Origin of the sequence: Streptomyces sp. NPDC001852 (assembly GCF_042891825.1) — a bacterium.
Classification (GTDB): Bacteria; Actinomycetota; Actinomycetes; order Streptomycetales; family Streptomycetaceae; genus Streptomyces.
In genome coordinates this window covers 103688-128307 of the sequence record NZ_JBIATN010000020.1, presented here as the reverse complement: position 1 = coordinate 128307, position 24620 = coordinate 103688, and the positions used below count along the sequence as shown (strand labels likewise).

The 24620-nt window shown below is 69.6% G+C and carries 27 protein-coding genes and 2 pseudogenes; 8 read left to right on the top strand and 21 right to left on the bottom strand.

The genetic code is table 11. The features are described 5' to 3' along the window. Positions 1-9 precede the first annotated feature (9 nt). The gene (locus ACFYZB_RS30470; protein ID WP_388764077.1) at positions 10-624 is read right to left on the bottom strand and encodes a TetR/AcrR family transcriptional regulator; all 615 of its coding nucleotides are present in this window, start codon (positions 622-624) and stop codon (positions 10-12) included. Between the two features lie 88 nt (positions 625-712). Here ACFYZB_RS30470 and ACFYZB_RS30465 point away from each other — a divergent pair, with 88 nt between their 5' ends. Next, positions 713-1312: a peroxiredoxin-like family protein gene (locus tag ACFYZB_RS30465; protein WP_388764075.1), complete on the top strand. Its 600-nt coding sequence runs from the start codon at positions 713-715 to the stop codon at positions 1310-1312. Between the two features lie 63 nt (positions 1313-1375). Here ACFYZB_RS30465 and ACFYZB_RS30460 read toward each other — a convergent pair whose 3' ends face one another. After that, positions 1376-2275 (bottom strand): LysR family transcriptional regulator, encoded by a 900-nt coding sequence (locus tag ACFYZB_RS30460; RefSeq protein ID WP_388764073.1) that lies wholly within the window; start codon positions 2273-2275, stop codon positions 1376-1378. 78 nt (positions 2276-2353) lie between these two features. On the opposite strand from ACFYZB_RS30460, the gene ACFYZB_RS30455 reads away from it, so the two are divergent. Then, positions 2354-3379 (top strand): EamA family transporter, encoded by a 1026-nt coding sequence (locus tag ACFYZB_RS30455; protein WP_388764071.1) that lies wholly within the window; start codon positions 2354-2356, stop codon positions 3377-3379. After that, entirely contained in the window at positions 3288-3899 is a 612-nt protein-coding gene (locus ACFYZB_RS30450; RefSeq protein WP_388764149.1) for an NAD(P)-dependent oxidoreductase, read from the top strand. Before ACFYZB_RS30455 ends, ACFYZB_RS30450 begins: the two co-directional genes overlap by 92 nt. A 116-nt stretch (positions 3900-4015) precedes the next feature. On the opposite strand, the gene ACFYZB_RS30445 is transcribed toward ACFYZB_RS30450, so the two are convergent. From ACFYZB_RS30445 to ACFYZB_RS30435, 3 genes are all read right to left on the bottom strand, one after another. Next, entirely contained in the window at positions 4016-5203 is a 1188-nt protein-coding gene (locus ACFYZB_RS30445) for an SPFH domain-containing protein (RefSeq protein WP_388764069.1), read from the bottom strand. An 11-nt stretch (positions 5204-5214) separates the two neighbouring features. Continuing rightward, on the bottom strand, positions 5215-5466 hold the full coding sequence (locus tag ACFYZB_RS30440; RefSeq protein ID WP_351211366.1) for a hypothetical protein: 252 nt from the start codon (positions 5464-5466) through the stop codon (positions 5215-5217). Between the two features lie 165 nt (positions 5467-5631). Beyond that, complete coding sequence (locus tag ACFYZB_RS30435) at positions 5632-7131, bottom strand: multicopper oxidase family protein (RefSeq protein WP_388764066.1); 1500 nt, start codon at positions 7129-7131, stop codon at positions 5632-5634. A gap of 336 nt (positions 7132-7467) precedes the next feature. Between ACFYZB_RS30435 and ACFYZB_RS30430 the strand changes: the two genes are divergently transcribed. Beyond that, positions 7468-8031: a hypothetical protein gene (locus ACFYZB_RS30430; RefSeq protein ID WP_388764064.1), complete on the top strand. Its 564-nt coding sequence runs from the start codon at positions 7468-7470 to the stop codon at positions 8029-8031. Positions 8032-8071: 40 nt separating this feature from the next. On the opposite strand, the gene ACFYZB_RS30425 is transcribed toward ACFYZB_RS30430, so the two are convergent. Together ACFYZB_RS30425 and ACFYZB_RS30420 are read right to left on the bottom strand one after the other, a co-directional pair. Then, positions 8072-8965 carry a phosphorothioated DNA-binding restriction endonuclease gene (locus ACFYZB_RS30425; RefSeq protein WP_388764062.1) on the bottom strand — a complete coding sequence of 298 codons (894 nt, stop codon included), beginning with the start codon at positions 8963-8965 and terminating at the stop codon, positions 8072-8074. Between the two features lie 134 nt (positions 8966-9099). Then, positions 9100-9771 (bottom strand): annotated as a pseudogene (locus tag ACFYZB_RS30420) (dehydrogenase); the annotation flags it as partial. Positions 9772-9779: 8 nt separating this feature from the next. On the opposite strand from ACFYZB_RS30420, the gene ACFYZB_RS30415 reads away from it, so the two are divergent. Next, the gene (locus tag ACFYZB_RS30415) at positions 9780-9914 is read left to right on the top strand and encodes a hypothetical protein (protein ID WP_388764151.1); all 135 of its coding nucleotides are present in this window, start codon (positions 9780-9782) and stop codon (positions 9912-9914) included. 343 nt (positions 9915-10257) lie between these two features. Here ACFYZB_RS30415 and ACFYZB_RS30410 read toward each other — a convergent pair whose 3' ends face one another. The 14 genes from ACFYZB_RS30410 to ACFYZB_RS30345 form a co-directional block, all read right to left on the bottom strand. Beyond that, the gene (locus ACFYZB_RS30410) at positions 10258-11013 is read right to left on the bottom strand and encodes a hypothetical protein (protein WP_071375618.1); all 756 of its coding nucleotides are present in this window, start codon (positions 11011-11013) and stop codon (positions 10258-10260) included. Positions 11014-11240: 227 nt separating this feature from the next. Next, entirely contained in the window at positions 11241-12074 is an 834-nt protein-coding gene (locus ACFYZB_RS30405; protein WP_388764060.1) for a C1 family peptidase, read from the bottom strand. Further along, the gene (locus tag ACFYZB_RS30400) at positions 12071-12943 is read right to left on the bottom strand and encodes a phytanoyl-CoA dioxygenase family protein (protein ID WP_388764058.1); all 873 of its coding nucleotides are present in this window, start codon (positions 12941-12943) and stop codon (positions 12071-12073) included. The genes ACFYZB_RS30405 and ACFYZB_RS30400 overlap by 4 nt, the downstream gene beginning before the upstream one ends. Beyond that, positions 12940-13632: a TfuA-like protein gene (locus tag ACFYZB_RS30395; RefSeq protein ID WP_388764057.1), complete on the bottom strand. Its 693-nt coding sequence runs from the start codon at positions 13630-13632 to the stop codon at positions 12940-12942. Before ACFYZB_RS30395 ends, ACFYZB_RS30400 begins: the two co-directional genes overlap by 4 nt. Before the next feature lie 14 nt (positions 13633-13646). Next, complete coding sequence (locus ACFYZB_RS30390) at positions 13647-14999, bottom strand: YcaO-like family protein (protein ID WP_388764055.1); 1353 nt, start codon at positions 14997-14999, stop codon at positions 13647-13649. A 37-nt stretch (positions 15000-15036) separates the two neighbouring features. Next, a complete protein-coding gene (locus ACFYZB_RS30385; protein WP_388764053.1) occupies positions 15037-16254 on the bottom strand; it encodes a 50S ribosomal protein L11 methyltransferase in 1218 nt (405 codons plus the stop codon). Between the two features lie 7 nt (positions 16255-16261). Then, the gene (locus tag ACFYZB_RS30380) at positions 16262-16867 is read right to left on the bottom strand and encodes a flavoprotein (RefSeq protein WP_388764051.1); all 606 of its coding nucleotides are present in this window, start codon (positions 16865-16867) and stop codon (positions 16262-16264) included. Then, entirely contained in the window at positions 16864-17814 is a 951-nt protein-coding gene (locus tag ACFYZB_RS30375) for a phosphotransferase (RefSeq protein WP_388764050.1), read from the bottom strand. Before ACFYZB_RS30375 ends, ACFYZB_RS30380 begins: the two co-directional genes overlap by 4 nt. After that, positions 17811-18815, bottom strand: a complete 1005-nt coding sequence (locus ACFYZB_RS30370) for a T3SS effector HopA1 family protein (protein ID WP_388764048.1) — start codon at positions 18813-18815, stop codon at positions 17811-17813. Before ACFYZB_RS30370 ends, ACFYZB_RS30375 begins: the two co-directional genes overlap by 4 nt. Next, positions 18812-19912, bottom strand: coding sequence for a phosphotransferase (locus ACFYZB_RS30365; RefSeq protein WP_388764046.1), 1101 nt, complete (start codon positions 19910-19912; stop codon positions 18812-18814). Before ACFYZB_RS30365 ends, ACFYZB_RS30370 begins: the two co-directional genes overlap by 4 nt. Positions 19913-19998: 86 nt before the next feature. Continuing rightward, positions 19999-20262, bottom strand: coding sequence for a thioviridamide family RiPP peptide (tvaA, locus tag ACFYZB_RS30360; protein WP_107481433.1), 264 nt, complete (start codon positions 20260-20262; stop codon positions 19999-20001). 1067 nt (positions 20263-21329) lie between these two features. Beyond that, entirely contained in the window at positions 21330-21548 is a 219-nt protein-coding gene (locus ACFYZB_RS30355) for a hypothetical protein (protein WP_388764147.1), read from the bottom strand. A gap of 14 nt (positions 21549-21562) precedes the next feature. After that, entirely contained in the window at positions 21563-21979 is a 417-nt protein-coding gene (locus ACFYZB_RS30350; RefSeq protein ID WP_388764044.1) for a hypothetical protein, read from the bottom strand. Further along, a complete protein-coding gene (locus ACFYZB_RS30345) occupies positions 21979-22398 on the bottom strand; it encodes a hypothetical protein (RefSeq protein ID WP_388764042.1) in 420 nt (139 codons plus the stop codon). Before ACFYZB_RS30345 ends, ACFYZB_RS30350 begins: the two co-directional genes overlap by 1 nt. 119 nt (positions 22399-22517) lie before the next feature. On the opposite strand from ACFYZB_RS30345, the gene ACFYZB_RS30340 reads away from it, so the two are divergent. The 3 genes and pseudogenes from ACFYZB_RS30340 to ACFYZB_RS30330 form a co-directional block, all read left to right on the top strand. Continuing rightward, positions 22518-23561: a helix-turn-helix domain-containing protein gene (locus tag ACFYZB_RS30340; RefSeq protein WP_388764040.1), complete on the top strand. Its 1044-nt coding sequence runs from the start codon at positions 22518-22520 to the stop codon at positions 23559-23561. Beyond that, complete coding sequence (locus ACFYZB_RS30335) at positions 23558-24247, top strand: YdcF family protein (protein ID WP_388764038.1); 690 nt, start codon at positions 23558-23560, stop codon at positions 24245-24247. The genes ACFYZB_RS30340 and ACFYZB_RS30335 overlap by 4 nt, the downstream gene beginning before the upstream one ends. Further along, positions 24183-24551, top strand: a pseudogene (locus tag ACFYZB_RS30330) (WbqC family protein); the annotation flags it as partial. The gene ACFYZB_RS30335 and the pseudogene ACFYZB_RS30330, both read left to right, overlap by 65 nt. Positions 24552-24620: the final 69 nt, after the last annotated feature.

Below are 24620 nucleotides of genomic sequence, written 5' to 3'. Positions count from 1 at the left end.
ACGCGTCCCTCAGGGCTCCAGGCCGCGCAGCAGTACGGCGAGGCCGCCGAAGAACTCCCGCTCCGCGTCGACCCGTTGGGCGTGGGCCGCGGTCTGTGCCATGAGCGGGAACTCCTCGGGCGCCAGCGCGGCGATGGCCTCGGTGCCCGCGCCCGACAGGGAGCCGAGCCGGGCCAGCTGCAGGGCGCCGTTGACGTAGGCGACCAGGCTGCGCAGGGCCACGACCCGGCGCTCGCCCGCGAAGCCCGCGTCGGTGAGGATGCCGAGCACCGTCTCCGACCAGCGCAGCACGGTGCGGGAGTGGTGCCGGTGGGCGACCGACAGCGGGATCACCGAGGGATGCGCGCTCAGGGTGTCCCGCAGCCGCCGCACCATCACCTCGACGCGCTCGCGCCACGGCAGGTCCGCCGGCGGGGTCCCGGTGTCGACCGCCCCGAGCGCGGACTCCACGACCAGCCGCTCCAGTTCCTCGCGGTCGGCCACGTACCGGTAGAGCGCCATCGTGCTCATGCCGAGTTCCTTGGCGACCGTACGCATGGACAGCCCGGCCAGTCCGTCGCGGTCGAGGACGGCGAGCGCGGCCGACGCCAGCCGGCCGGGGGTCAGGGAGCGGGGTCGAGGCATGGCGCTTGACAGCGTACGGCACACGCTTACGCTCGTAGGTGTACGACGTACGCCTACACGTCCGTGCCTACGAGGGAGGCATCCGTCCATGTCCTCGCCCACATCCCGACGGCCCCTGGGCCCCGGCTCCCGGCTCTCCCCGCGCGAACTCACCCCGCTCTGCGGCCCAGCCCTGCCCGTGCCCGACCCGGACCGGCTGGTCCACCTCCAGTTCCGCCGCTTCGCGGGCTGCCCGGTCTGCAACCTGCATCTGCGGTCCTTCGTACGCCGGCACGCGGAGATCGAGGCGGCCGGCATCCGCGAGGTCGTCGTCTTCCACTCGCCCGCCGGGGAACTGCGGCAGCACACGGCGGACCTGCCCTTCGCCGTCGTGGCCGATCCGGACAAGCGGCTGTACACCGAGTTCGGCGTGGAGTCGGCACCCCGAGCGCTGCTGGACCCGCGGGTGTGGGGGCCGATCGCGCGGGCGGTGCTGCGCGGCACCTGGGCGATCCTGCGCGGGCGGGAGCGGCCCCCGGCGTCCCGGCCGCACGGCGGCCGGCTCGGCCTCCCCGCGGATTTCCTGATCAGCACCGACGGCAGCGTGCTCGCCGCGAAGTACGGCGAGCACGCGTACGACCAGTGGGAGGTGGCGGAACTGCTGGAGCTGGCGGGCGGGGTACGACGGCCCGGTACGGCCCGCGCCTGAGGGGTGCCGCGTGCTGCGGCCGGGCGGGGGGAGAGGCCCGAGAAGGTTCGGCGAGGGGCCCCGTCAGGTCCGTGCCGACGGCTGTCCGACCCCGAGGACCTCCAGCATCGCCCGGGTCGCGGGGCTCGGGTTGAACCGGCCCCAGGCCAGGTACTCGAGCCGCCCCGGCCCGTCGGCCACCGGAACCAGGGCCAGCCCGGGGTCGTCTTCGGCGAGCGGCCGGATGAACGCCGACGGCAGCAGCGCGACGCCGAGCCCGCGCCCGATCAGCCGGGTGATCAGCTCCACGACACCCGCCTCGTACGCGACGTCACGGGACAGCCCCGCCGCGGCGAACGCCCGGTCGGACTGGGCGCGGGCGGGCGTCCCGGCCACGAAGTCCACGAAGGTCTCGTCGGCGATGTCCGCGAGCGTGACCCGGGAGGCGCCCGCCAGCCGGTGCCCCGCCGCCACGACCAGGACATGCCGGTCGTGATCGAGGACGACGGTCTCCACACCGGCCGGCCGCTCACCCTCCGGCAGACCCAGGAAGGCGATGTCCAGTTCCCCGGCGCGGATCGCCGCCACCATCTCGTCACTGCGTCCGGACCGCAGGACGACCCGCACCTCCGGGTGCCGCGCGCGATACCGCTGCAGCAACTCGGGTACGTCGACGGCGGCCGCGGTCACGATCACGCCGACCGCCAGCCGCCCGCGCACCACGCCGGTCGCGGCGGCGGCGTCGGCGACCGCGCGGTCGGCGGCGGCCAGGCACTCGCGGGCGCCCACGAGGAACGCCGCGCCGGCGCCGGTCAGTTCGACCCGACGGCTGGACCGGGCGAACAGCCGTACCCCCAACTCCCGCTCCAGCGCGGCGATCCGATGGCTCAGCGCGGACTGCACCACCTCACACCGCTGCGCGGCACGGGTGAAGTTGAGGGTGTCGGCGACGGCGACGACGTAACGCAACTGCTGAAGGTCCACGGATCAATCGTGATCGTTCATGGCTGCCATGACAAGCATGCGTTGGAGTCATGGGCGTCTCGGCTCGACACTTTCCCCATGCATCGGTACAAGACCCAGGCGGCGACCGTCCTGCTGACCGCGCTCGCGCCCGCGTCCTGGGGCACCACCTACGTGGTCACCACACGGCTGCTCCCGCCCGGACACCCCCTGTTCGCCGGCCTGATGCGAGCCCTGCCCGCCGGGCTGCTCGCGCTGGCGATCACCCGGGTGCTCCCGCGCGGGGAGTGGTGGTGGAGGACCGCGGTCCTCGGCGTCCTCAACATCGGCGCCATGCCCCTGCTGTTCGTGGCCGCCGAGCGCCTGCCCGGCGGTGTGGCCGCCACCCTCGGCGCCGCCCAGCCGCTGCTGGTGGCCGCCCTCGGCCTCGCGCTGCTCCACGACCGGCCCACCGCCTGGCGGCTGGCCTGGGGCGTGCTCGGCGTGCTCGGGGTGGGGCTGGTCGTCCTCGGACCGCGGGCCCGGCTGGACGCCGTCGGCGTGCTCGCCGGCCTCGGACACACGGCGATGATGGCCGCCGGGGTCGTCCTCACCAAACGCTGGGGCCGGCCGGCCGGCGTCGGCCCGCTCACCCTGGCCGGCTGGCAACTGACCGCCGGAGGGCTGCTGTTGCTGCCGCTCACCCTGGCGGCCGAGGGGGTGCCGCAGCGGATCGACGCGGGGGCCGCCGGCGGCTATCTGTGGCTCGGCAGCATGGGCGGACTGATCGCGTACACGCTGTGGTTCCGCGGGATCGGCAGGCTTCCGGTCGCCGCGTCCGCGCCGCTGGTGCTGCTGTCACCGCTGGTCGCGACCGTCATCGGCGTCGCGCAGGGCGAGTCGCTGAGCATGCCGCAGGTCCTGGGTTTCGCCCTGGCGCTGATCGCGCTGGTGGCCGCGCAACTCGGCCCGGCGGAACGGAAGAAGACCGAGACGAAGGAGGAGTTCCACCATGCCGAAGAGCATGACGATCGCCGTGCTCGGAGCCACCGGGATGGCCGGCGGCCGAGTGGTCGACGAGGCGAGGAGGCGCGGACACCGCGTGCGGGCGCTGTCCCGGAAGCCGCCGGCGAGCGACGACCCTGAGGTGACGCCGGTCGCGGTGGACGCGACCGACCCGTACGCCGTACAGCGGGCGCTGGCCGGCTCCGATGCCGTCGTGCTCGCCGTACGGACGACCCCCGTCGACCAGGAGTTCCTGGTCGGCGCCACCCGCGCGGTGCTGGACGCCGCCGCCCGGCCGGGTGTCCGCGTTCTCGTGATCGGCGGCGCGGGCGCCCTGCGCAGCCCCGGCGACCGGGACCTGCCGGTCGCCGAGAACCCCGCGTACGTGCCCGACGAGTACCGCGCCGTGGCACGCGCGGGCGTCGCCCAGCTGCACGCCTGCCGGGCCCACACCGGCGCCGACTGGGTCTACCTCAGCCCGCCCGCCGTACTGGAACCCGGCACCCGCACCGGCCACTACCGGCGCGGCACCGACACCCTGCTCCTCGGCACCGACGGGGAGTCCCGCATCAGCGCCGGGGACCTGGCGGTGGCGGTGCTGGACGAGCTGGAGCGTCCGGGCGGCGACCGCCACTTCACGGTCGTGGAGTCGGACCGCTAGGTCCTGTCGTCACCTTCCCGTCGTCCGCCCGGAGGGCGGGCCCTGCGCCCGCCCCGATGGGGGTCCCCCCCCCGCGAGCCTGTTCGAACGTGGGGGAAGGAATTCGACGACAGGGCCTAGTCCATGTCCACGGGGCCGTCGTCCGACTTCCGGTCCCTGCCGGAGCGCAGCTGCAGCAGGCCGTTGACGTCGCCCCTGGTGCCCTGGCCGCCCTGGCCGTCCTTGTCCTGGCCCAGGCCCTGCCGGACCGAGTCGAGGATCGTCAGACCCTGGGACACCAGGCCCGCGGCGATCTCGCCGAGGCCGTCCGCGCCGTTCAGGACGTTGACGTTGGCGCCGGACAGCCCGCCGGCGGCCTCCTTCACGATCTGCGGGAGCTGGTCGATGAGCATCCGGTCGAGCGCGACCCGGTCGTAGGAGGCCGCCGCCTCCGCCTGGATCTTCATGCGCTGGGCCTCGGCGGCGGCGAGGATCCGCACCCGCTCGGCCTCGGCCTCGGCGGGCTTGACGACCTCGGCCACCAGCTGCTTCTGGCGCAGCTCGGCCTGGCGCTGGGCCAGCTCCGTCTGGGCCTCGAGCACCTCCTGCTGGGCGTGCGCCTGGGCGAGCGGGCCGGCCTGCGCGGCCTGCGCCTGGGCGCGGTCCACCTCGGCCGAGTACTCGGCCTTCACGATGGCGGTCTGCCGGGCGTACTCGGCCTGCTTGCGGGCCGCCTCCTGCTCCGCCTCGACCGCGGCCTGGGTGGCCTGGGCCTGGGCGATCTGGGCCTGCCGCTGGATCGCCGCCTTGTGCGGGGCGGACATCGCGTCGATGTAGCCGGTGTCGCCGTCGTCGATCGACTGGATCTGCAGCGAGTCGACGATCAGGCCGATCTTCGCCATCTCCGTCTTGGAGGTGTCCAGCACCTCGGCGGCGAGCTTCTGCCGCTCGGTGACGATCTCCTCGACGGTCATCGAGCCGATGATCGCCCGCAGGTGGCCGGCGAAGATCCGGCCGGTGAGCACCGACATCTGCTCCTGGTCGGAGAGGAAGCGCTGACCGGCGTTGATGATGCTCTCGTGGTCGTTGCCGACCTTGAAGGCGATGACCGCGCGGACGTGCAGCGAGATGCCCTGCTTGGTCACACAGGTCTCGGTGACCTCCGCCTCGCACATGGAAAGGGTGAGGAACCGGACCTTGCGAAAGACCGGAAGGACGAACTTTCCATGGCCCGTCACCACTCGGAACGGCGCGCCCCCCAGTCCCCGCCGGCCCCCCGAGATCAACATCGCCTCGTCGGGAGCGGGAACGCGGTATCCGAACATGCTTGTACTCCTCAGCCTGCGTCGGCGGTCTCTCCGCCGAGCGTGTCCAATGGATCCACCCACTCGATGACGCCGACCTCGCGGCATCCCCGTGATTCGATCACGAGGACCGTGGCGCCCGCGGGCAGGGGATCCTCGGACCACGCCAGGAAGGTCTCGGAACCGCCTCTGACCCGCACCAGGACCTCACCGGGGCCCGCGGATCCCCGCGTCCCGATGAGCACCTTGCCCGTGCGGCCGACCACGGCCTCGTCCTGCGGCATCACCGGCCGTCCTCCTCCTTCTGGCCTGAGAATTCCGACGATAGACCGACCGGGGCCGGTTCCCAACGGGTGGGAGGCCACCGGAGTCGGCGACCGGCTGCGCCGGGCGCGCAGGACGTGCGCAGGACGTGCGCAGGACGTTGCGCGGGGACGTGCGCGGGGACGTCAGGAGCAGCGCAGAAGGATCATGAACCCGTAGTCCATGTGGAGCTGCTGGTGGCAGTGGAACAGGGACAGTCCCGGCTGGTCGGCGTTGAAGTCGAGGTCGAGGGTCTGGTAGCCGCCGAGCATGACGACGTCCTTGCGCAGGCCGCGGGTGGGGCTGCCGGCGATGTGCGTGATCTCGAAGGTGTGGCGGTGCAGGTGGAGGGGGTGGATGTCGTCGGAGGCGTTGCGCAGCCGCATCCGGTACCGCTCGCCGCGCTCGATCTCCAGCACCGGCTCGTCGGTGTCCAGGGAGAACGGGACGCCGTTGAGGGGCCAGACGTTGAACCCCTTCTCGGCGGCGTTGCGCTTCTCCACCAGCAGGTCGATGGTGCGGTCGGGCCGCCGGGTGGCGGAGCCGGGACCGGCGAAGGTGCGGTAGTCCCACGTGAACGCGGGCGGCGCGATCCACTGCGGGGCCCCGGCACGGCCCGCGTACTCCACCACCGTGCCCATGCCGGCGTTCCGGTCGTCGTCGGAGAGGTCCCCGAGGACCCACACACCGGGATGGTTCATTTCGACGAGGGCCGAGACGCGTTCGGCGGTCCCGATCCACAGCACCGGCACGCTCGCCCGGCGGGGCACCGGGTTGCCGTCGAGCGCGACCACGGTGAAGGTGTGGCCGGGCAGGGCGAGACTGCGGATCTCGGTGGCGCTGGCGTTGAGGACGTGGAACAGCACGCGCTGTCCGGCCCTGACCTTGATCGGCCGGCCGTGGCCCAGTTTGCGGCCGTTGACGCTGAAGGAGCGGTAGCCGACCTCGTAGCCGCGCGGCATGCCCCGGGCCAGGGAGTCGGCCATCGCCCGCTCGCCCCTGCGCTTCAGCTCCGGCACCTGGGAACCGGCCAGGGACGCCCGGGTCTCCTCCCCGCCGTGGCCGAGGGAGGGCTCGAACTCCTTCAGCGTCAGGAACACCTCCTGGTCGTAGGCCCCGGGGTCGGCCTTCGGCTCGATGTAGACGGGGCCGGCCTGACCGGAGTACGTGCCCCGGGTCAGGTCACCGTGCGCTGTCACATGCGTGTGGTAGAAGCGGAAACCGGCCGGTCCGGGGGTGAACGACAGGCGCCGCATGCCGTGCGCGGGGATGTACGGGGTGCCCTCCTCGGCGGCCCCGTCCACGTCGGCGGGAACCCGCTGGCCGTGCCAGTGCAGCAGCTCGGGGGTGCCGGTGTCGTTGTGGACGTCGACCACGACCGGGCGGCCTTCGGTGAACCGCAGCAGCGGACCGGGGAAGCGGCCGTTGTACGTCGTGGTGGAGACGACCGTGTCCGGCGCGAGCTCGACCTGACCGGTCGCGATCCGCAGGGTGTAATCCGCCTTCCGCTTCCGCGAGAGCGACGGAAGGCGCTCGGCCTCGCTCGTCGCCGTCCGCGCGTCGCAGCCGGCCACCCCACCGGCACCGGCACCGGCCAGCGCGGACACGCCCCCCAGCCTGAGGACGTCACGACGAGAGATGGACACGGCTCGGCTCCCTTCCCCGTAGGCGCACGTCTCACTATGCGGATCCGGTGCGCCGGAGCCGGTAGATCGAGCCCGGTAACGGGGTGAATCACCGTGATGCCGGCTGACGCCGGGCACGGTCGCTGCCGGCCCGTCCCGAAGTCGCCTGCGAAGGCGGCCCGTTCGCCGCCTGGTGGTGCAGAACGCCGGAACGCTACCGTGATCCGGGGAGGTGTACACCCAGTGCATTACGCCGACTCGCCCTCATGGCGGTTCTCCGAGGGCTCCTCTCAGATGCTTCACGCCGCACTGTTCGTTCGCGACGCTGCTGCCCTGCCGGTTCCGGCGGACGCGCGCGTGCCACCGCCTCTGATCGACCGGCCCCACCACGTGGAGGTCCCGGAATCCCTGAACCGCGAACTGTCGGCAGCCGAGTGGCTGGAGTGGTGGGGCGCACTCGTCGCCTGCGAGATGGGCGATGACCACCGTGGCCCGGGAGAGGACAGCGACGACACCGCACAGCGCGTAGCTCGGATCCTGCAGCGACGGCAGGCCGTCTTCGATCCTCCCGACTTCGACGCGCTCCGCACCACGCCACAGCTGCAGGCGCTGGTCCGGCAGCATTCAAGGGAGTCCCTGCTGTGGGCCGGACGGACGCGGCGCCGGAACCCACCAGGACGGCCCCCCGACGGTTCGGCCTTCTCATGGAGCCTCGTCAAGAGCGTCGCCGAGAGGGTGGCCAGGACGCACGGTGTTCCGATCGCGGACGTCACGGGGACAGCCCTGGTCCTGCGGGTCGAAGGAATCTGGTCACAGCCGACAGGCCCGGGACACATGCTCTGCTCCACCGCGGCGGCCGCCGATCCCGACGTCGCGATCCCCTTGCTGCGCGACACTTTCGTCTCCGGGCTGGGCGCATGACACGCTCTGTGAACGGGGTGGCTCGTGGTGGCAGCGGCGGTCAGGCAGCCGTGGCAGGGCGTGGTTCGCCGTGGAAGACCTCTCGGGCGTGCCAGTCGCGGTGAGCTGCGGCGACAGGGCGTGCGCCGCGCTGTGGGCCGAGGAGCGGGCGGCCCGCGAGGGCTGTGACGTGCTCGCGGGCGGCGGGGCTGTGGCCGACGAAGCGCTGTGAGACCAGGACGCGGTGGTCGTCCCCCAGTCCGAGAACGCCCTTGTCGAAGAGCTTGTGGTGCAGCGAGCACAGGCAGAGCCCGTTCTCGATCTCGTCGGGGCCGTCGAACGCCCACCAGCGCACATGGGCGGCCTCCAGCCCGACCGGCACCGCGCCGATCCTGCCGTCGTAACCGCAGAAGGCGCACCGGTACTCGTAGGCGGTCAGGACCAGCTCCCGCATCCGTGGGTCGCGCTGTCTGCGTGTCGCAGACAGCTGCCCGGTCTGCGTCGGCTCCAGTTCCAGGCCGACGGCTTCGCACAGTTCGCTGTGCAGGGAGGGCGGGAAGTGCAGGTCGAGCAGCGATCGTGCGATTCTGCCGAGCAGGTCCGGTTCGCGGCGCAGCGCCGCTCTCAGGTCCGGCGCGAGCCGCCCGGTGGCGCCCGTCTCGCGGAGGTCCCGTACCCCGCTTCCCGGGCTCCCGGGTCCGCGGTCGGTGCGCACTTCCCATACGTCGTCGTTGACGAGGTGGTGGAAGGGGTAGGCGGGTGTCGTCCTGTGGGGCGGGCCGTACTCGGTCAGCAGGCGCTGCAGGTCGTGCTCCACCGCGGTGTACCGCAGACCGCCGTCGGCGTCCTCCTGGAACCGGCCGAGGGCGTACAGGAGCAGCAGCGGTTTGTGCGGGGCGCGCGTTCCGCTCCTGGTCCACTGCCTCAGCTTCGCTATCCGCTCCAGCCAGTCCATGGCGGCTGATCGTAGACGGGCCCGCCCGCACACGTGCGGGTACTGCTCGGGACGGCCGCATGCCTGGCAAGAGGGCGCCGGCGCGGTGCGGGCCGGGAGCGACGAAGGCGGGTGGTGGGCGGGTTCGGGCGTGGTCAGTCATCGGTCCGGACGAAGACCGGTTTGAGGTGCTCTTCGGGCAGCGCTGGCAGGTCCTCCCAGTCGATGACGTGGGAGACCACCTTTTCGGGGTGGACCTTTCCGGAGGCGGCGAGGGCGAGGGCGTCGGGTATGCGGGCGCGTACGTTGTCGCGGGCGATGCGCAGGGTGACGCCGGTGAGGTACATGTCGAGCAGGGGCAGCTCGCCGGGGCGGAAGTGGTTGCCCGCGCTCTCGCATATCCCTTCCGGGGTCAGGCACTGGACGGCGGCGGCGAGCCGGTCGACGCGTCCGGTGGCCTCCACGGCGATGTCGTAGCCCTGCGGACGGGGTGCGGCGCCCGGGCGGTGGCGGCGCCGAACCCCTGGGCCGGCGCCCGGTGTTCGGGGTCGGCGTAGAGGACGTCGGAGGCGCCGAGCGCGCGGGCGATGTCGCACACGTACAGACCGATGCTTCCGCGGGCGACGACCAGGACGCGGGCGCCGGGGCGGGCCCTGAGGCGGGGTGCGATCAGGCGCCACGCCAGGGACCAGTTGTCGCCGGCAGAGGCCATGGCGACCGGGTCGAGGCCGGTGGGCAGGGGGACGAGCATGGCGTCGGCGTACGGGACGCGGACCGGATCGGATCGGACCGGAGAAGAGTCCGCGCCAGTTCCCGCCGGTGGGTGCGGATCGGCGTGGCGGATGACGGAACCGCCCGCGCCCCAGGTGCCGTCGGCGGGCAGCCGGCGTGGAAGTCGCGCAGCACCCAGCCACTCGACCACGCCGCCGAGCAGTTGCAGGCGCTCATCACCGGCGCGATCAAGCACTGATCATCCGGAAGGCGACCCACCAGGCCGGCGAACGCTCGGGAGCCCGCGGGCGTCGACCATCGTGGGAGTCGCCCGCCGATGGCCATCAACCCCCCAAATCCCCAGCTCAGGGCCACACCAGGCAATACGGCTGATGCCCGGCCTCATGCAGCCGATGGCTGAAGTCCTGCCACTCGTGCAGCGAATGGGGGTGGCATGGCGCTGACCTGGGGTTTCTCGGTTGAATGTGCGTTGACCTGGGAAAACTCCTCTCGGTAGTTCTCACGGGTCAACGCCGTTTCCCAGGCTCATGTGCCCTGGATGTGCCCTCGGCGACCATGACCGTCGAGGGTCGACAACCGGATCAGTCGGCGACGATGTTCGCCGTGAGGATGCGGACGGCTTCACGAGTGTTGTCCGCGGCGAAGCGGACCTCTCGCACCTCCTGGAACGGCTTCCCGGGCTTGGGCGCCACAGAGTACGGCTCGCGCAGCTTGACGCTCAGGGTGGTGGAGTCACCGATTGGCATCGCCAGGATGCCGTCATTGATCTGGACGGCTCTGCGATAGCCGCTGTGCCGGGTCGTGCGGACCGATTCGACGAGGTCAAGCGGGATCGCGATCTGCACGAAGTGGGCAAACCGCAGCACCATTTTGCCGTCGCCGACGCTGTGAGGGCGGACGGAGAGTGCCGCAATGAAGCCGAGCACCCAGAGGGTTCCGTAGATGGAGAGCGCCAGCAGGATGATGCGCACCACGGACCAGGGGACGAGGAACTCGACGGCGAGGATCTCCAGAGGCACGAGAAACACCATTGCCCACATGATTGGCTTGATTTCCGAGCCGTAGGTCAGGATCTGGTGTCCTTCGGGTGCGTCCGGCTTGCGGCGGATCCAGCGCCAAAGAGCGCGGAAAAGGCCGAATTCCATCCCCATCGCCTTGGCCACAGGGGCAGGGAGCACGGTGGATAGCGCCTGGTTGAGGGCCTCCTGCCCGTCGGCACCCCGGCTCCGGGAGGTCTTGTAGGCCCGCGTGGCAAGGGTGAACTCGGTGATCACGATCCCGGCCAGGAGGAGTTCGAGTAGCAGTCCGACCGCCACCGCCTCGCCGAGGCTGAACACGCCTGTCCATACGAGGCAGACCTGGGCGAGGACAACGGTAGGTGCCGCCCATCGGGCGGTGGTCGCCAGGAACCTCCGCAACGTCAACCAACTTTCCTCTCGGGGGTGTTAAGTTCACTGGTTATTATCCCCGCTGGCTCTTCGCGGCTAAGCCCCGCGAAGGCCCGTACTGGCTGCTTTCTTTCGTAGACGCGGCCCGAAAAGAGAGCTTTCCGGACGAGCCGCACTCACTGTTTCTGCCAGTCCTCTTCCACGACAATCCAGTTCTCGCCAGTGAGTTTCTGTTCGAGGAAGGCATAGGGGAGGAGGCCGTAGCCCTGGACCCCCCAGCCGGTTCCCCAGCTGTTCCGGACGCGGAAGGCTCCCGAGCCGGTACCCCGGTCGTAGGGAGCGGTGTCCGCCTCGTCGTCGTAGCCGGTCAACAGGACCACATGAGGTCCCACCGACTGCTCCGTGGGCAGCTGTACAGGAATGACACCGCCGTTCAGCAGGGACATGGAGATCGACGGACAGAGCCGGATCTCCACGCTCACAGGGATGCCCAGCGCGATGTACCGGCGCGCCAGGTCGAGCAGGCCAGCCCCGTCCGGCGCACGCAGCGGACGCGCGATCGGGCGGGAGTGCCACGCGCTGACGTGGCAGTGCTCGGGCGGATCCCGGTCGACCCGGGTCGGACCGAGTTCGTCGTACGGCCAGGCTGCCTCCTCGCACAGCCCCGACTCTGCCCAGGCGCGGAAGCTGTGTTCGAGACGGGAGCCCTTGCGGTCCGCGGAACCGGCGAGCCGGCGTGAGAGCCGGTAATTGAAAAGGACTGAGGGGGTGAACTCCAGCTGCTTGGCCCGGCGGGCGTAATAGCCGGCGATCGCCGTGGTGACCGCGGCGGTGCACAGTGGGACCTGCCCCTGGTCGATCACGGGTGGCATCCAGCCGGACAGGTCCATCCGGTGAGGGACGCTTCCGGCCGTCCACCAGGGAGGCACGATCCCGGACAGCCAGTCGGCGTCGGCGGCTTCGGAGACCGCGGAGTCGGCGTCCTTGCCGGTAGGGCGTGCCGTCGTCACGACGGGTCCCGGGGTGTGTCGGGGCCTTTCCCGGCGTTCCGTTTCTGGACCGTCTGGTCGATCCGCTTCTGGCGACGAGTGACAGCGGAGTAGAACTCGTTCAGGGCGGCCTGGTCGAAGTTGGACTCGGGCCTGCGCTCGGGCAGGAAAGCACCGGTGTCCGTGCCGCGGACGAGCAGGGCGCTGTCCTCGCCCGCGGTGGGGGAGACTCGCGGTGTGATGTAGTCGATTGCGAAGTTGAAACGTCCAGTATCGGTCTGGTTGGGGCCCGAAGCGTGGGCCATGGCCAGATGGTGCACAGAGCACTGGCCAGCGTCAAGGAGAACGTCGACAGCCGCCACCTCATCGATGTCGACGGCGATCTCCTCACCGCGCATGATGTCCTCTAGGCCGGAACCACCGAACCGATGTGGCAACGCGCCGCGCAGATGTGAACCCCGCGCGTAGCGCATGGTGCCGTTGGCGACAGTGGTGTCGGTGAGCGCGACCCAGACGCGTGCCGCGTGCTGCTGGTAGCCGTCCAGGCCCAGGTAGACGGCGTCCTGGTGCCAGGCGAGTGAACTACCGCTGTGCGCGGGCCTGATGAAGAGGTTGGTGGACCACACCAGCAGGTCGGGTCCCAGCAGTGACTCGACGGCGTCGAGGATCGCGGGGTGGTGCACGATCCGATCGGCCCAGGAGGCGACCAGGTGGATCTTGGGGAAGGCCGCGTACCGTGCCAGGGCGCCGCCCACTGCGCTCACGGCACGCAAGTAGGTTTGGCACTCGGCCAGCGCCTGTTCGGCCTCGGCACGCGTGAGCGCGTCCACAGGGAAGGCGAATCCGTCGGTGCGGAACCGTGCCGCCAAGTCGGGAGCGGTCGTGGTCATCGGGCAGCCACCTCCGGGACGGGCACGATCCCGTACTGTTTGGCGTCCTGCCGCATCCGGTCCAGCAGGGCGAGCGCGTCGTCCCGCTTGGCATCCGGAGCCTCGGGGGACCGCAGGTAGCCGGCAAGACGCTGTCGGTCGGGTTCGGGCATAGTGCCCTTCAGCTGGTGCAGGGCGGCGGCGCTGGTGCGCTGCGGGAAGTACAGAGCCTTGGCGGTCTCCAGGAACAGTTCCGCGTTGTCCTTGCTCACCACCCTCCGGCGCAGCGCCGCGTTGATCGCGACGCGGATGTTGACCATGGGTTCGCACACCGGACGCAGTGACTCGCTGTCGAAGGTGATGGCGACCTCGTCGTCATCCTCCAGGGCGCCAGAGGCGTACATGCCGTACACGGTCCCGACTCCGGTCATGCCGTACATGTCGAGTTCGGCGGCTCGGAGGGCGCCCATGCTGGACGAGCCGTAGACGCGGACCCCGCGGTCCATGGCCCGCAGGATCTCCTTGGGGGAAATCGAGAAACTCTGCAGGAACTTCCCGTCGATGATGCCGATGCGGTTCGGCGGTTGCTCCTGCGCCATGAGGGTGTCGATGTCCCCGCGCTCGATGGGCGGCAGGAACTCGGCGCCGGGAAGGCGGGCCGCAGCGTCCTCGGGCGGCAGGCTGGGGCCGACGAACACGACCGTACGCATGATGTCTTCTTCCCTCACTGGGCGGAACCGGCGGTCCGCAGTTGCTGTCGGGCCGAGTTGATGGCGGCCAGGGCGTTGTTCCACGCCTGGGCGGCCCGAGGACCGAGCTTGTTGCGGTCGACGGTCCAGGACTCGATGCCGGGCACGATGACCCGTACGACTGTGGCGGGTACGCCGGGTGCTGACAGGTCGACGGCGATGGCCTGGTCGAGGCCGCGAGCCCGCAGACGCTGGAGCAGTAGCCGTACGTCGTCCATGACGTCCGTGCTGGGATGGGACGGGACATTCTGGAAGCGGATGGGGCGTGCGGACGGCTTGATGGCCCAGGAGTCGGGGTTCGCGCGGTTGCTGCGCCGCACGTGGTAAAGCGCCTTCTCGACGGGCTGCCCGGCGGCGGTGATGTCCTCGCGCATGGCCTGGATGTCCACCACGCGGGACTGGGCGACCTCGCTGATGGCCCGTACGACGGCGACCTCGGCGTCCGGGTGAGTTCCGATGCCATGGTGGGAGCGGGAGAAGGAGTCAGCGACGTATTCCGACACCACCGCCTGGAAGCTCGGGATGCCCGTCGCCGAGGTGATGTTCTTCACCTCGATGGCGATCCCGGCGTCCAGGAACTTCTCCATGAAGAACTGTGCCCGTGGCGGAAGTGTCGACGGATCGAGGCTGGGGTGGCGCTCTTGCGCCCAGGCCCGAATAGCGTCCCCTACGGGGCCGCCTTCGTCGTCGGCGGCCAGCTTGCCGAGGCGGTTGGAGATGAGGTCGGCCATGGTCCAGTCGTCGCGCTCGACGAGCTCGCACAGGGCGTGGCAGATGGCCTCTTCCAGGGAGTTACCGGAAGCGATGCCGTTGGTCGTGGAGACGGGGTAGCAGGGGACCTCGTGGTAGCTCATGTAGTAGCCGGCCAGGAACTGTGGCACGAGGACATTGCGCTCGTGCATCAGGTCGTAGCCCTCCACCCAGGAGATGGGGGTGTCGATGCGGTAGGCGTGGTGCAGCTCGAAGTTGCACGACCGGGGGTCGAGCACGGCACGTCCGGACTTTTCGAGTTCCGGGTAGGAGGCGATCGCGGTCGGCCGTAGGGGCAGGGAAGCGGCGAAGCGTTCGGCAGCCTCCATGATGGCCGACGTCTTGGCGTCGATCTTCGTCGCGCCCTTGCCGTTGTAGACGGAGATGATGTCGAACGACCGCGGGGCGATGGCGTTGTAGACGGGGATACCGACTCGGTCGAGACCGGTGATGTCAGCGACCCTGGTCACGCCGATCCGCTTCAGGTGCGGGGCCATGCGTGCGTAGGTGGTCTCGGCGGTGATCTCGCGGTGCGGGCCGTTTCCGGTGATCTTGGGAACGCTGGAACGCAGTTTCAAAGCAAGGGCTCCTTGGATGCGCTGTACACCGGGCAGGTCAGCGGCTGCCGACGGGTTCGAGGCGGGATGTGCCGTCGCCGAAGTAGCTGTAGGTGTAGGCCAGTTCCTGGCCGGTGGTGATTTCCACGGGTTCCGGAAGCGCCCAGACGGCGGTGTACCAGTGGCTACGGGCGCAGCCCAGCCAAGGGGCCGTCGACAGGGTGGCGTTCGGCCCGAGCTGAGCCTCGAAATGCACGACGATGGCGTTGGCTTCGCCCGCGCGATCGGCGGTGAGCGTGCACTGGGTTTCAAGCGGGCGGATCAAGTCCTGGTGCAGGTCGACCTGGTACAGCTCGGTCGGCTTGGACAGGAACTCCCAGGTCTGCACGGTCTCCGGGCGCTCGTAGAAGCCGATGGAGCGTCGGCTGTCTGACTCGGCCATGGGGCCGAAGTCGATGCCGAACATCTCCTTCCAGCGAGCGAGATGAGCCTGGGTGACCCGGTGCTTGTCGAGAACTCCGTCGGGGATCCGGGCCAATGTTGCGAACGAGGTGAGCCGGCCGGGGACCAGGCGGGGGGCGTCCGTCATCAGTCGGCGCCGGGCGTCCTGGACGGTCTCCCAGATCTGCATGTCCAGCGCTTCGTTGCCGACGATGTCCGTCAGTAGGACATCGGCCCGCTCTGGGAGTTCGAGCTGCGGCGACCAACCTGGGATGAATTCGATGCGGTCGGCTACCCCGTTGCGCTCGGCGATCCGCTGGGCCAGGTGGACCATGCCGGCTGGCTCGACCGCGTAGACCTTGCGGGCTCCCGCCTGCGCGGCGGTGATTGCCAGGATGCCGGAGCCGGTCCCCAGGTCGAGGACGACATCCCCCTCCCGGACCGTCTCGCGAACGGCTTGTTGGAAGGCGGCCTTGCGCACTGGGTCGTCCAGCATGGCGATGTGGACGAACGCAGCGTCGTAGCCGCCTTTGGGGAACGGCTGGTTGCTGAATCCCGCGGACGCATCGGTGCGCAGCAGGCCGGCCTGGTGGAGCGAGACCACGGTGGTCAGCGCTTCCTGAGCGGCCCGGGGCCCCTTCAGCCGGGGGCTGAGCAGTGTCAGCGCCTGGCCGACCGTGCGGGGCTGGTGAAAGAGATCGAGGAGGCCGAGCGCGTCATGGCCGAGTTTGAGGATACGGCTCTCGAAGTGGATCTTCACCTCGTTGCTGGTGTCGACCTCCGCGATGAAGGACGGCGCCCGGTGGAGCACGGTGTCGGGTGAGAGTTTCGGCATGTGCTGATCACTGTCCTCGTGGATGTGTAAGTCGGGCGGCCGCCTGCACCAAGGCGGCGGAGATGGCCGGCTGGAAGTCGCCGAGCGAACCGGCTTCCCGGCGACCTTCGGTGAGGGAGATGCCTTCCTTCGGCTCGACGATCTGGTAGCCGTCCTCGCGTAGTTGGTCGGCGTTGCGGCGTACGGCGGGCTTGGACCACATGGCTGCGTTCATGACGGGCGCGATGATCACGGGGCACTCGGCGGCGAGGAGGGTGGCCGTCAGGACGTCGTCGGCGATGCCGTGCGCGGCCTTCGCTAGGAAGTTCGCGGTGGCCGGAAGCACCACCAGCACGTCCGCCCAGGAACCGAGGGCGACGTGCGCGGCGCCGCCGCCTGTGTGGTCCTCCCAGTCGGTCACCGGGGCGTGGCCGGTGACGGCCTCGATCATGCGCGGCCCCATGAGGGCGTGCGCCTGCGCGGTCATGATGGTGCGGATCTCCTGGATCCCCACGGTGCCGCGCAGCCATGCGTTCACATGGGGGACCGCGACGGCGGAGAAGGAGCCACACACCCCCCACAGCAACCGCACCTCGGCGAACGCCTCCTCTGGGCTGCTGGCGCGCTCGCTCATCGGCCGATCACCTCTTCGGGAGTGCCGACGGCACGCAGGACGCCCGGAAGGGCTAGTTCGCCCTGCCGCAGCAGTGCCTCGGCGCCCTGCTGATCGGACGCTGACCAGGCGCGCAGGGCCACGTGCTGGAGGATGCCAGCGGCGAGGTGTGTTGCCAGCCGTGCATGCTCGTCCTTGCTCAGCTGAACGCCCCGGGTCGTCTCGTAGCCCCTGACCGTCTGTTCGGCCCGCCGTTCCTGGAGTTTCCGCGAGCCCATGGCCGCGGCGGCCTGCACCAGGTCCCGCAGCAGGAACGCGAGGTCGGTCATGGGGTCGGCGATGCCGGCTTCCCGCCAGCCGAGCACGCGCGGAACGGTGCCGGGGACGCAGGAGCCGATTGACAGCCGACCGTGCACGACGGCCTGTGGACAGGCATCGGGCCCCGGTACTGAATCCGTGTCGGCGAGACACCGGATGCGTGGAGCTGTGTTTTGGTCCAGCCGGTCGCGCGCGGCGCGGATGCCCGCTGCTGCGTCCGGTGCCGCGTCCAACCAGGCCGGGCGGGGCCTGACCGGCAGGGCGCGCACCCGTGCGACGGGGATGGCGTGCAGGTGCGCGAGGAAGATGCCGAGCTCGCGGAATACCTGCACGTCGTTTGGGTCGGCTGCCTCACCGGGCGCCGAGCCGCTGAAGACGGCGTCGCCGAGCAGCGCCGGTGTGCCCACAACGGGGTGGATGGCGGTACGGGCGTCGGCCAGTTGCGGAAGGCAGGCGTACCGGGCGGCTGGCGTCGGGGTGATCGCGTCGGCGAGAGCGTTCAGCGCGTCGGCGTCGAGATAGGCGGGTGTGACCTCCGGGATGCTCTCTCCCCAGCGGTACCCACCGTCGACCCGAAGACAGACGCGGGTGACGAACGGGCCAGGAAGCGAGCGCACCGGCTGCCCGGCCTGCACAGTGGTGTGAGTCATCGAGCGGTGCTCCCTTGCGCGTTGAGGTACGGCTTCGCGGGATCGAGTCGCTCGGCCCGGTAGCGCTCCTCGATGGCGCCGAGCCGGTCCGCCGCGGTCGTCCGGCCGTCCCGCCAGGCCGCCACGAGCCCCTCAGCGACCAGCAGGCAACGGTGCTGGCCGAAGCTCATCAGTCGGCCCTGTCGCTGCTCGGGCTCGTCCGCCAGCCACCAGCCCCGGCCCAGCTCCAGCGCGAATGCGGGGCCGGTGTCCCGGAGCGTGCCGCTGTGCTCCTGGTGCAGGTCCGTCAACGCGCGCTCTTGCGAACGCCAGTCGTCCCGGTACAGATAGAGGACCATTGCGTCCCGCCGCTCGTACCCCTCCGGGTGGTTGGCCGCCTTCAACTGGTACGGGACACCTGCGCCGCACAACAGCTCGGTGATCGCACGCATCAGGCCGGCGGCCGCCGCCGGATCCAGGGGCGTGTAGTACAGGCGTACGACGGGACGTTCGCCGTGGCGGGGCAGTCCCGCGTCACCGATGGCGAGGTACCAGCCGGGGTACATGTACGGGCGCTCGGGCGGAAACCTGACGCTCACCGGTTGCCCCGGTCCGGCCGTCGGCGGAAGCATCTCCTCCGCGGTGACGGTCAAGGTCAGGCTGTTCTTGCGCACGCGGCACCTCTCCGGCCCCGCCGTGACCGTGCGCCAGTCAGAGTCCCAATACCCGCTGCCCTGATTTGCTTCGGACAGGGCATGGGCCACGGCTGGGGCCTCCCGCCTGCGCGTGCCCAGCACCACGGGTGCGCCGTCGATGAGCCAGCGTGCGGCGCGGGTGTCGCCCGCGTAGTAGCTCAGGTACAGGAACCGGGACAGGTGGGGCAGGACGGGGAGATCCTCGGGCACGGACTCGACGCCAGGGGCGGGGCGAAGCTCTCCCCACTCGCGGTGGTGGAAGGCTGACTCGTTCAGCACCTCCACGTCCTCGGCGATCGCGGCGAACGCCGCCTGGTATCGGTTCATGCGCCTGCCTTCCGGAGGATGCCGGGAGCGAGTAGCTCGGCCACGCCTCGGGGGTCGTTCAGCAACGTGCGGCCCACGAAGAGGCACAGATGCCCGATCCGCCCTAGTGAGCCGATCTGCTCCAACCGCCCGGCCGCGTACATCAGGACGGACAGTCCGGCGTAGCGGAACGCGAGGTCCCGCTGCTCCAGCGAGAGCGGGGCGCTGTGTTCGTATGCGGTGAGGAAAAGGCCGACGTTGCGTCGCACGGTGGCCCACGTGCTGGCGTCAGCCAGACGGCCGGCGTCGCCCCGCACGGTGTGCAGCCACTGGATCAGGAACTGTCCGGCGAGGGTGCCCACGTCGAGCATCGGGTCGCCGAAGCCTGACAGTTCCCAGTCGACGAGCGCGACTTGGGGGCGCGCACCGTCGGCGTCCTTGACCAGGATGTTGTCGTCCCGGAGGTCGAAGTGCACCAGCCGGCTCGGGGTCCACTCCTCGCGCATCCGGGCCACGCTGTTGTCGACCGCCTGCATGGTGGCCGCGTAGTCGGAGTAATCCATTCCCGGTCCGCTCGCGAGCTCGCTCGGGGTCAGGGTGACGAAGGAAGCGAAGGGAAAATCGATGAGTTGCGGACGGTACCCCGGGTCCGTGGTGAAGCGCTCGACCGTGGAGGTGTGAAGCCCGGCGGTCACGGAGGCCAGCGACACCAGTAGTGGTACAGGGATCTCGGGGAATTTCCGGCCGACATCCCGCATCGAAACGAAGCCGGTCTTTCCCTCCATGACGAGTGTTTCGGTTTCCGGGTCGGTTGCAATGAAACGAGGAACAGCCGCCCTAACGTAATGTGGAACGTCGGATTCGGGTATCAGTCTGAGCATTTTCTCTTCGTTGCCGGTTGCCGTGCCGACGGCTCTGGCCGTTGCTGGATCAACCTGTTTCAGGAAGAGTGCCGTCCCGTCCTCGAAGTGCAGCATTGCCACGCTGTTGCGAGCTGCGAAGGTCTGTATCCGAACGATGCCGCCCCGGTCGATACCGAGCGAAGAGAGCCAGGAACGAGTCCGGGCCTTTTCGGGCCCGGACTCGTTCGGCAGCGCCCCGCACCAAGGCGAAGACATGCTGCCGCCCTCCCGTCCGGTCTTCGGCGACGCGACACCGGCTGGGCTGTGCGAAGCGCTTGTCATCATGAGATGAACGACTCAGATCAACAGTGGAAGGCCACCGTCGCGGCAGCGGCCATCACGCTGCCCTGAGCCTCCTCGTCGGGCGAGATGCCGGCCTTCTCCTCCAGGAACGCCTGCAGCTCCTCCGGGCTGACGCCCGCGAGCTCCTGCAGGGCCTTCTCGCCGGAGGCGGGGTCGATGACCGCGCGCTGCTCGTCGGTCATCGACGCCTCGGCGTCCTGGATCTTGCTGACGAGGTCGGCGAACGCGGTCTCGTCGACCGCGGAAACCATTGCTTCAGACATGTGATCCTCCTGATTCGGCCCCTGCCAGTCGGCGGGGGAATCGAATGGACGGATGTGATCTAAACAAACGTTCCCACCCCCCTGTCAACGGGTTTCCTGTATTCCGCTTATGTGTGTTGGGAATTCAAATCCGGACATGCCAATGAGCCTGTCGGCGATTTTCCGGCAGGTGATTGTTGCGCCATCTAGCTAAGTGAGTGAGCCGAGAGCTGGCGTCGTGAGGGTTACAAGGGTGCGGGAACCCAGGAGCTGGCGCGCGCGCATGGCGAGTAAGTCATCAGAAGCCCCCGTGGACAATCTCGTGGTCGAGAGGAGGGTAGGCATATGTCGGCGGCTGCGGCCAGAGGTTGCTTGGCTGGGAGAAAAGATCAAGACGTTCCCGGAGGTGCGATCCTCGGTCGTCGCTGGCTTGCGTGTGTCCCGTTTGGCGGAAACAGCACCCAGCTGGTCGACAGGACTACCGGTTGAGGATTTGACCATCTTGTTTTCGGCCGTCGAAACCCATCTGGCCGGTGCCATGGCGAGATATGGACCATCTCGACGGCCCCTTTGTCCCTGGTGAGAGACGTAATATGCGACGGCAACGCTATGGCGGGCACTCACCGATGGTGGCTTGATCAATGCGGAAGCGGGCACGCCGCTTCATGCCAACGCGACTCGGCGGGCTGTTCCAGCCGGAACACCGCAGCAGAGCCAAGCATCCGGGACCGGAAAATGGAAGGGGCTCAAGGCCGGTGAAGAGGCCGACGATGCCACATTCTCCGCCCACGAGCGGGACTGTCTGAAAGACGCTCCGGGCCTCACACGGTGCATGGTGGGGGTGCTTGCGCCTGCCACGGGTCGGTTGGGCGGTGGAGCCGCCCGGGACGGGGCTTGCGACCCGCCCCTGTCGGGGCTTCTCGAAGTGGGGGAACCTCTCGATCGGCTACGTTCCGGCAGGGACGGGGGTTCAGGGGCCACCAGGGCGGTGGAGACCGCGACGTCGATCACGAACCCGCAGGACGCGGGGATCAGTACGATCAGCAGCGGTCCCGTGTAGCGCGCCAGCCAGCTCATGGCGTGGCCCATCACGGCTTCCACCACGCCTGCCACGGCCGGGTGATGATCTCGCGGTAGGTGTGGTGCGAGGGGTTGCGGCCACCGTGCTCGAACACCCAGCTCTGCGGTTCGGCGAAGCCGACGCCGGGCGACGAGCTCTCACCACAGACCGCGCACTGCATCGCATAAGTGGTGGGCTCGGCGTCGGGCTCCCGGTCGGGCTGGAGGGTCCATTCCTTGTGGCACATGATCGCTCGGGTACTCACCGGCTCACCTCCTCCAGTGCGGCAGTGACGAACGGGTGCTGGAGTGCGGAGAGGAGGGCGTCGGCGTCGGTGAGGGTGTCGTCGTCGGGCAGCTCGCACCAGCCGCCGAACCAGTCGTCGAACCGTTCCAGGCCGGGCGCGACGAGCCATGAGTTGGCGGACAGATGCCGTACCGGCAGTCCGTCCCAGCGATCCGCGGTGCCGGTCTCGACGGCGTAGTAGAGGCGTTCGTTAGGTCCGTCGTAGAGCACCGGACCGATCGCCGCACCGGTGGCCCGCAGGTGGGCCAGGGCCAGGAATCCGATGTCCGCGGGGGCCCGTACGAGGTCCCAGCCGTCGCCGACTCGGAGCAGGCGCAGGCTGGGGGCGTCGTTGACCATGGGTGCGCTGCGCAGCGCATCACGAACGGACATCACGTGTCTCCCCCTTGATGCTGGAGGCCGGGGCTCGCGCAGAGGGAGGGCGCGGGGTGTGTCGCCAGCCTGGTGGAGCGGGCCACGATCAGGCGGGTACCTGTCGCTGCTATCTGCCGCTGCCGGTCGGCCGCAACGCGTTTCGGGCCGAGGTGGCTGAGGGCGGGAACCACGGCGCCATAGATGTCGGGCAGTTCGAGTGCGTCGAGGAGGCCGACGAAGGCGGGAGACCGGATGGCAGCCGTTGCCTCTCGGTCCGTGAACACTCCGCACAGGCGTAGTTCGTGCTGCCGGCAGTACTCGGTAAGACAGGAGACGAGCGCCGCGTGGCGGGCCAGGCCACCGGTGACATGGCGCAGGTAGCCGAAGACCTGGGGGAATGCGACGGGGCGGCGTTCCGTGATGAGTTCGTCGTCCATGTCTCCAGCGTCGGCCGCCGCGAACGGCCTTGAAATGAACCGCTGTTGCACTTCCGTTGCACTTCTCGCCCCGCGCCGTCACCGAGAGTGCTTCTATACGTGACGGAGGGAGGACATTCGTGGTCAGCGTGCAGCAATGGACCGGCCGGGAAGCGAGCGTCCTGCGCGCAGCCCTGCGCATGAGCACGCGCGCTTTCGCCGAGCACCTCGGTGTTGCGCTACGGACGGTCGCCAAGTGGGAGAGCCTCGGCACCGAAACCCAGCCCCGCCCGGACACTCAAGCCATCCTTGATACCGCGCTCTCCCGTGCGGACTCCGCCGCCCAGACCCGGTTCGAGACGTTGCTGTACCCCGAGCGCAAGAGCGCGCGGCCAGCGGACTACGAGACCTGGACCGAGGACATTGAGCGCGCGGTCGTCTGCATCAGCCGCCAGGACTTTCCCTTCGCCACCACCTTGCTGAACCGCCGACTGGGATGCCTTGACCCGCATTACCTGGACGGCACGGGGTTGTACCTGTACGGCCGCTCCCTCGTCCTCCTCGGCGACCTGCAACGCGACCAGGGTGTGATCCTCGGCCCGCTCTCCGCCCGGCACTCTTACCTGACCGCACGCGATATGTTCACCGAACTCGACATCCCACGCCGAGTTGCCCAGATCGATCTTTCCCTCGCCGTCGTCCAGGAGATGGCGGGTCAGCTCGACGCCTCGGCCCGCCAGTACGAACTCCTCACAGGCGACGAGCGCCTGAGCCCTCGCGACCGAGCCAGGGCCCGGCTCTGGGTGGGTACCGCCCTGAGCAAGGAGGGCAACAACGAGTACGCCACCCAGGTCATGACAGCCGCCACCCGTGCCTTCGAGGACCTCGGCGAGCCGGAGGACTGGTCGGTCGCCCACCAGAAGCTGGCCCTCGCCCACCGAGGCGCCGGCGACCTGACCCAGGCACTGCACTACATCGACATCGCGCGCACCACCGGCACGGTCGACTCCCCGATGCAGCGAGTGAGGCTGGACACCGCCTACGGGCACATCCTTCTGTCGGATGCGGCGACCCGGAATGATGGGCTGTCCGTCCTCGATCAGGCGGCACAGGTGGCCCGCCAGTACGGGCTGAGCCACCAGCTGCGCAGTATCGAGGGCATCCGAAAGGGCCAGCAGGGATGAGCCAGGGAGTGCCAGTGCCGGAGCACGAGCAGCGCCAGATCACCGACGAGCAGTTCCACGACGCGACTCTGATCTGGAGCTACCACCAGATGGGCCACGAGCAGCGGCCCTGCTCGGCGGCGATCGGCCTGGGCAGTCACGACCTCGGGGTGGCCACTACGGCCGCCGACCTCTACCGCGCCGGCCTCTTCCCGGTCGTGGTGTTCAGCGGGGGCAACAGCCCCACGACTCGGGCCCGCTTCCCGCGCGGTGAGGCCGTCCACTACCGCGAGCATGCCCTGAGCCTGGGCGTGCCGGACGAGGCGATCCTGGTTGAGCCGAAGGCGGCCAACACAGGCCAGAACATCACCTTCTCCCGCGAGCTGCTGGCCGAGGCAGGCATCGCGGCCGAGTCGCTGCTGTTGATCTCCAAGCCGTACATGGAACGCCGCTCGTATGCGACCTGCCGCAAGCTGTGGCCCGAGGCTGAGGTCGTGTGCGCTTCCGAGCCGCTGGAGTTGGACGACTACATCAAGTCCATCGGCGACGAGAAGCTCGTCGTCGACATGCTCGTCGGCGACCTGCAACGGGTGATCGAGTACCCCAAGCTCGGCTTCGCTGTCGAGCAGGACGTACCGGGGGATGTGTATGACGCTTACGAGCGCCTTCTGCGGGCCGGCTTCGACAGCCGTCTCATCAGCACCTGATCGGCTCCGCGTCGGGGCGCTGGGCGGGGTGTGTGCGATCCACCAACCAAACCTGTTCCCGCGGCTGTCCACTCTGGCGAAGCTGTACGCCGCTGGCCGGTGGATCGCCCTCGACGACGTCCAGTTCGCCCGGCGCGACTATCAGCACCGGGCTCGGCTCGCAGCCCTGGACAGCCCCGCCAGGCAACAGTGGCTCACGCTCCCCACACACCTGCCCAATGGGCGCACGACACTGATCAGCCAGGCGCGGCTCGCCGACCCCAGGCGCTCCCGCCGTACCGTCAGCCTGCTGATTCGCCAGTACTACGGCCGAAGTCGCCACTGGCCAGCGGTGCGTGGGGTCTTGGACGCGGTTCTCGATCAGTTCGAGGCC

Coding starts and splice junctions, on each gene's coding strand:
- ACFYZB_RS30465 (WP_388764075.1), top strand. CDS start 713: ATGTCCTCGCCCACATCCCGACGGCCCCTGGGCCCCGGCTCCCGGCTC.
- ACFYZB_RS30350 (WP_388764044.1), bottom strand. CDS start 21,979: ATGTCCGTTCGTGATGCGCTGCGCAGCGCACCCATGGTCAACGACGCC.
- ACFYZB_RS30445 (WP_388764069.1), bottom strand. CDS start 5,203: ATGTTCGGATACCGCGTTCCCGCTCCCGACGAGGCGATGTTGATCTCG.
- ACFYZB_RS30365 (WP_388764046.1), bottom strand. CDS start 19,912: ATGTCTTCGCCTTGGTGCGGGGCGCTGCCGAACGAGTCCGGGCCCGAA.
- ACFYZB_RS30345 (WP_388764042.1), bottom strand. CDS start 22,398: ATGGACGACGAACTCATCACGGAACGCCGCCCCGTCGCATTCCCCCAG.
- ACFYZB_RS30470 (WP_388764077.1), bottom strand. CDS start 624: ATGCCTCGACCCCGCTCCCTGACCCCCGGCCGGCTGGCGTCGGCCGCG.
- ACFYZB_RS30380 (WP_388764051.1), bottom strand. CDS start 16,867: ATGAGCGAGCGCGCCAGCAGCCCAGAGGAGGCGTTCGCCGAGGTGCGG.
- ACFYZB_RS30440 (WP_351211366.1), bottom strand. CDS start 5,466: ATGCCGCAGGACGAGGCCGTGGTCGGCCGCACGGGCAAGGTGCTCATC.
- ACFYZB_RS30370 (WP_388764048.1), bottom strand. CDS start 18,815: ATGAACCGATACCAGGCGGCGTTCGCCGCGATCGCCGAGGACGTGGAG.
- ACFYZB_RS30455 (WP_388764071.1), top strand. CDS start 2,354: ATGCATCGGTACAAGACCCAGGCGGCGACCGTCCTGCTGACCGCGCTC.
- tvaA (WP_107481433.1), bottom strand. CDS start 20,262: ATGTCTGAAGCAATGGTTTCCGCGGTCGACGAGACCGCGTTCGCCGAC.
- ACFYZB_RS30355 (WP_388764147.1), bottom strand. CDS start 21,548: ATGTGCCACAAGGAATGGACCCTCCAGCCCGACCGGGAGCCCGACGCC.
- ACFYZB_RS30335 (WP_388764038.1), top strand. CDS start 23,558: ATGAGCCAGGGAGTGCCAGTGCCGGAGCACGAGCAGCGCCAGATCACC.
- ACFYZB_RS30450 (WP_388764149.1), top strand. CDS start 3,288: ATGGCCGGCGGCCGAGTGGTCGACGAGGCGAGGAGGCGCGGACACCGC.
- ACFYZB_RS30400 (WP_388764058.1), bottom strand. CDS start 12,943: ATGACCACGACCGCTCCCGACTTGGCGGCACGGTTCCGCACCGACGGA.
- ACFYZB_RS30375 (WP_388764050.1), bottom strand. CDS start 17,814: ATGACTCACACCACTGTGCAGGCCGGGCAGCCGGTGCGCTCGCTTCCT.
- ACFYZB_RS30385 (WP_388764053.1), bottom strand. CDS start 16,254: ATGCCGAAACTCTCACCCGACACCGTGCTCCACCGGGCGCCGTCCTTC.
- ACFYZB_RS30425 (WP_388764062.1), bottom strand. CDS start 8,965: ATGGACTGGCTGGAGCGGATAGCGAAGCTGAGGCAGTGGACCAGGAGC.
- ACFYZB_RS30395 (WP_388764057.1), bottom strand. CDS start 13,632: ATGCGTACGGTCGTGTTCGTCGGCCCCAGCCTGCCGCCCGAGGACGCT.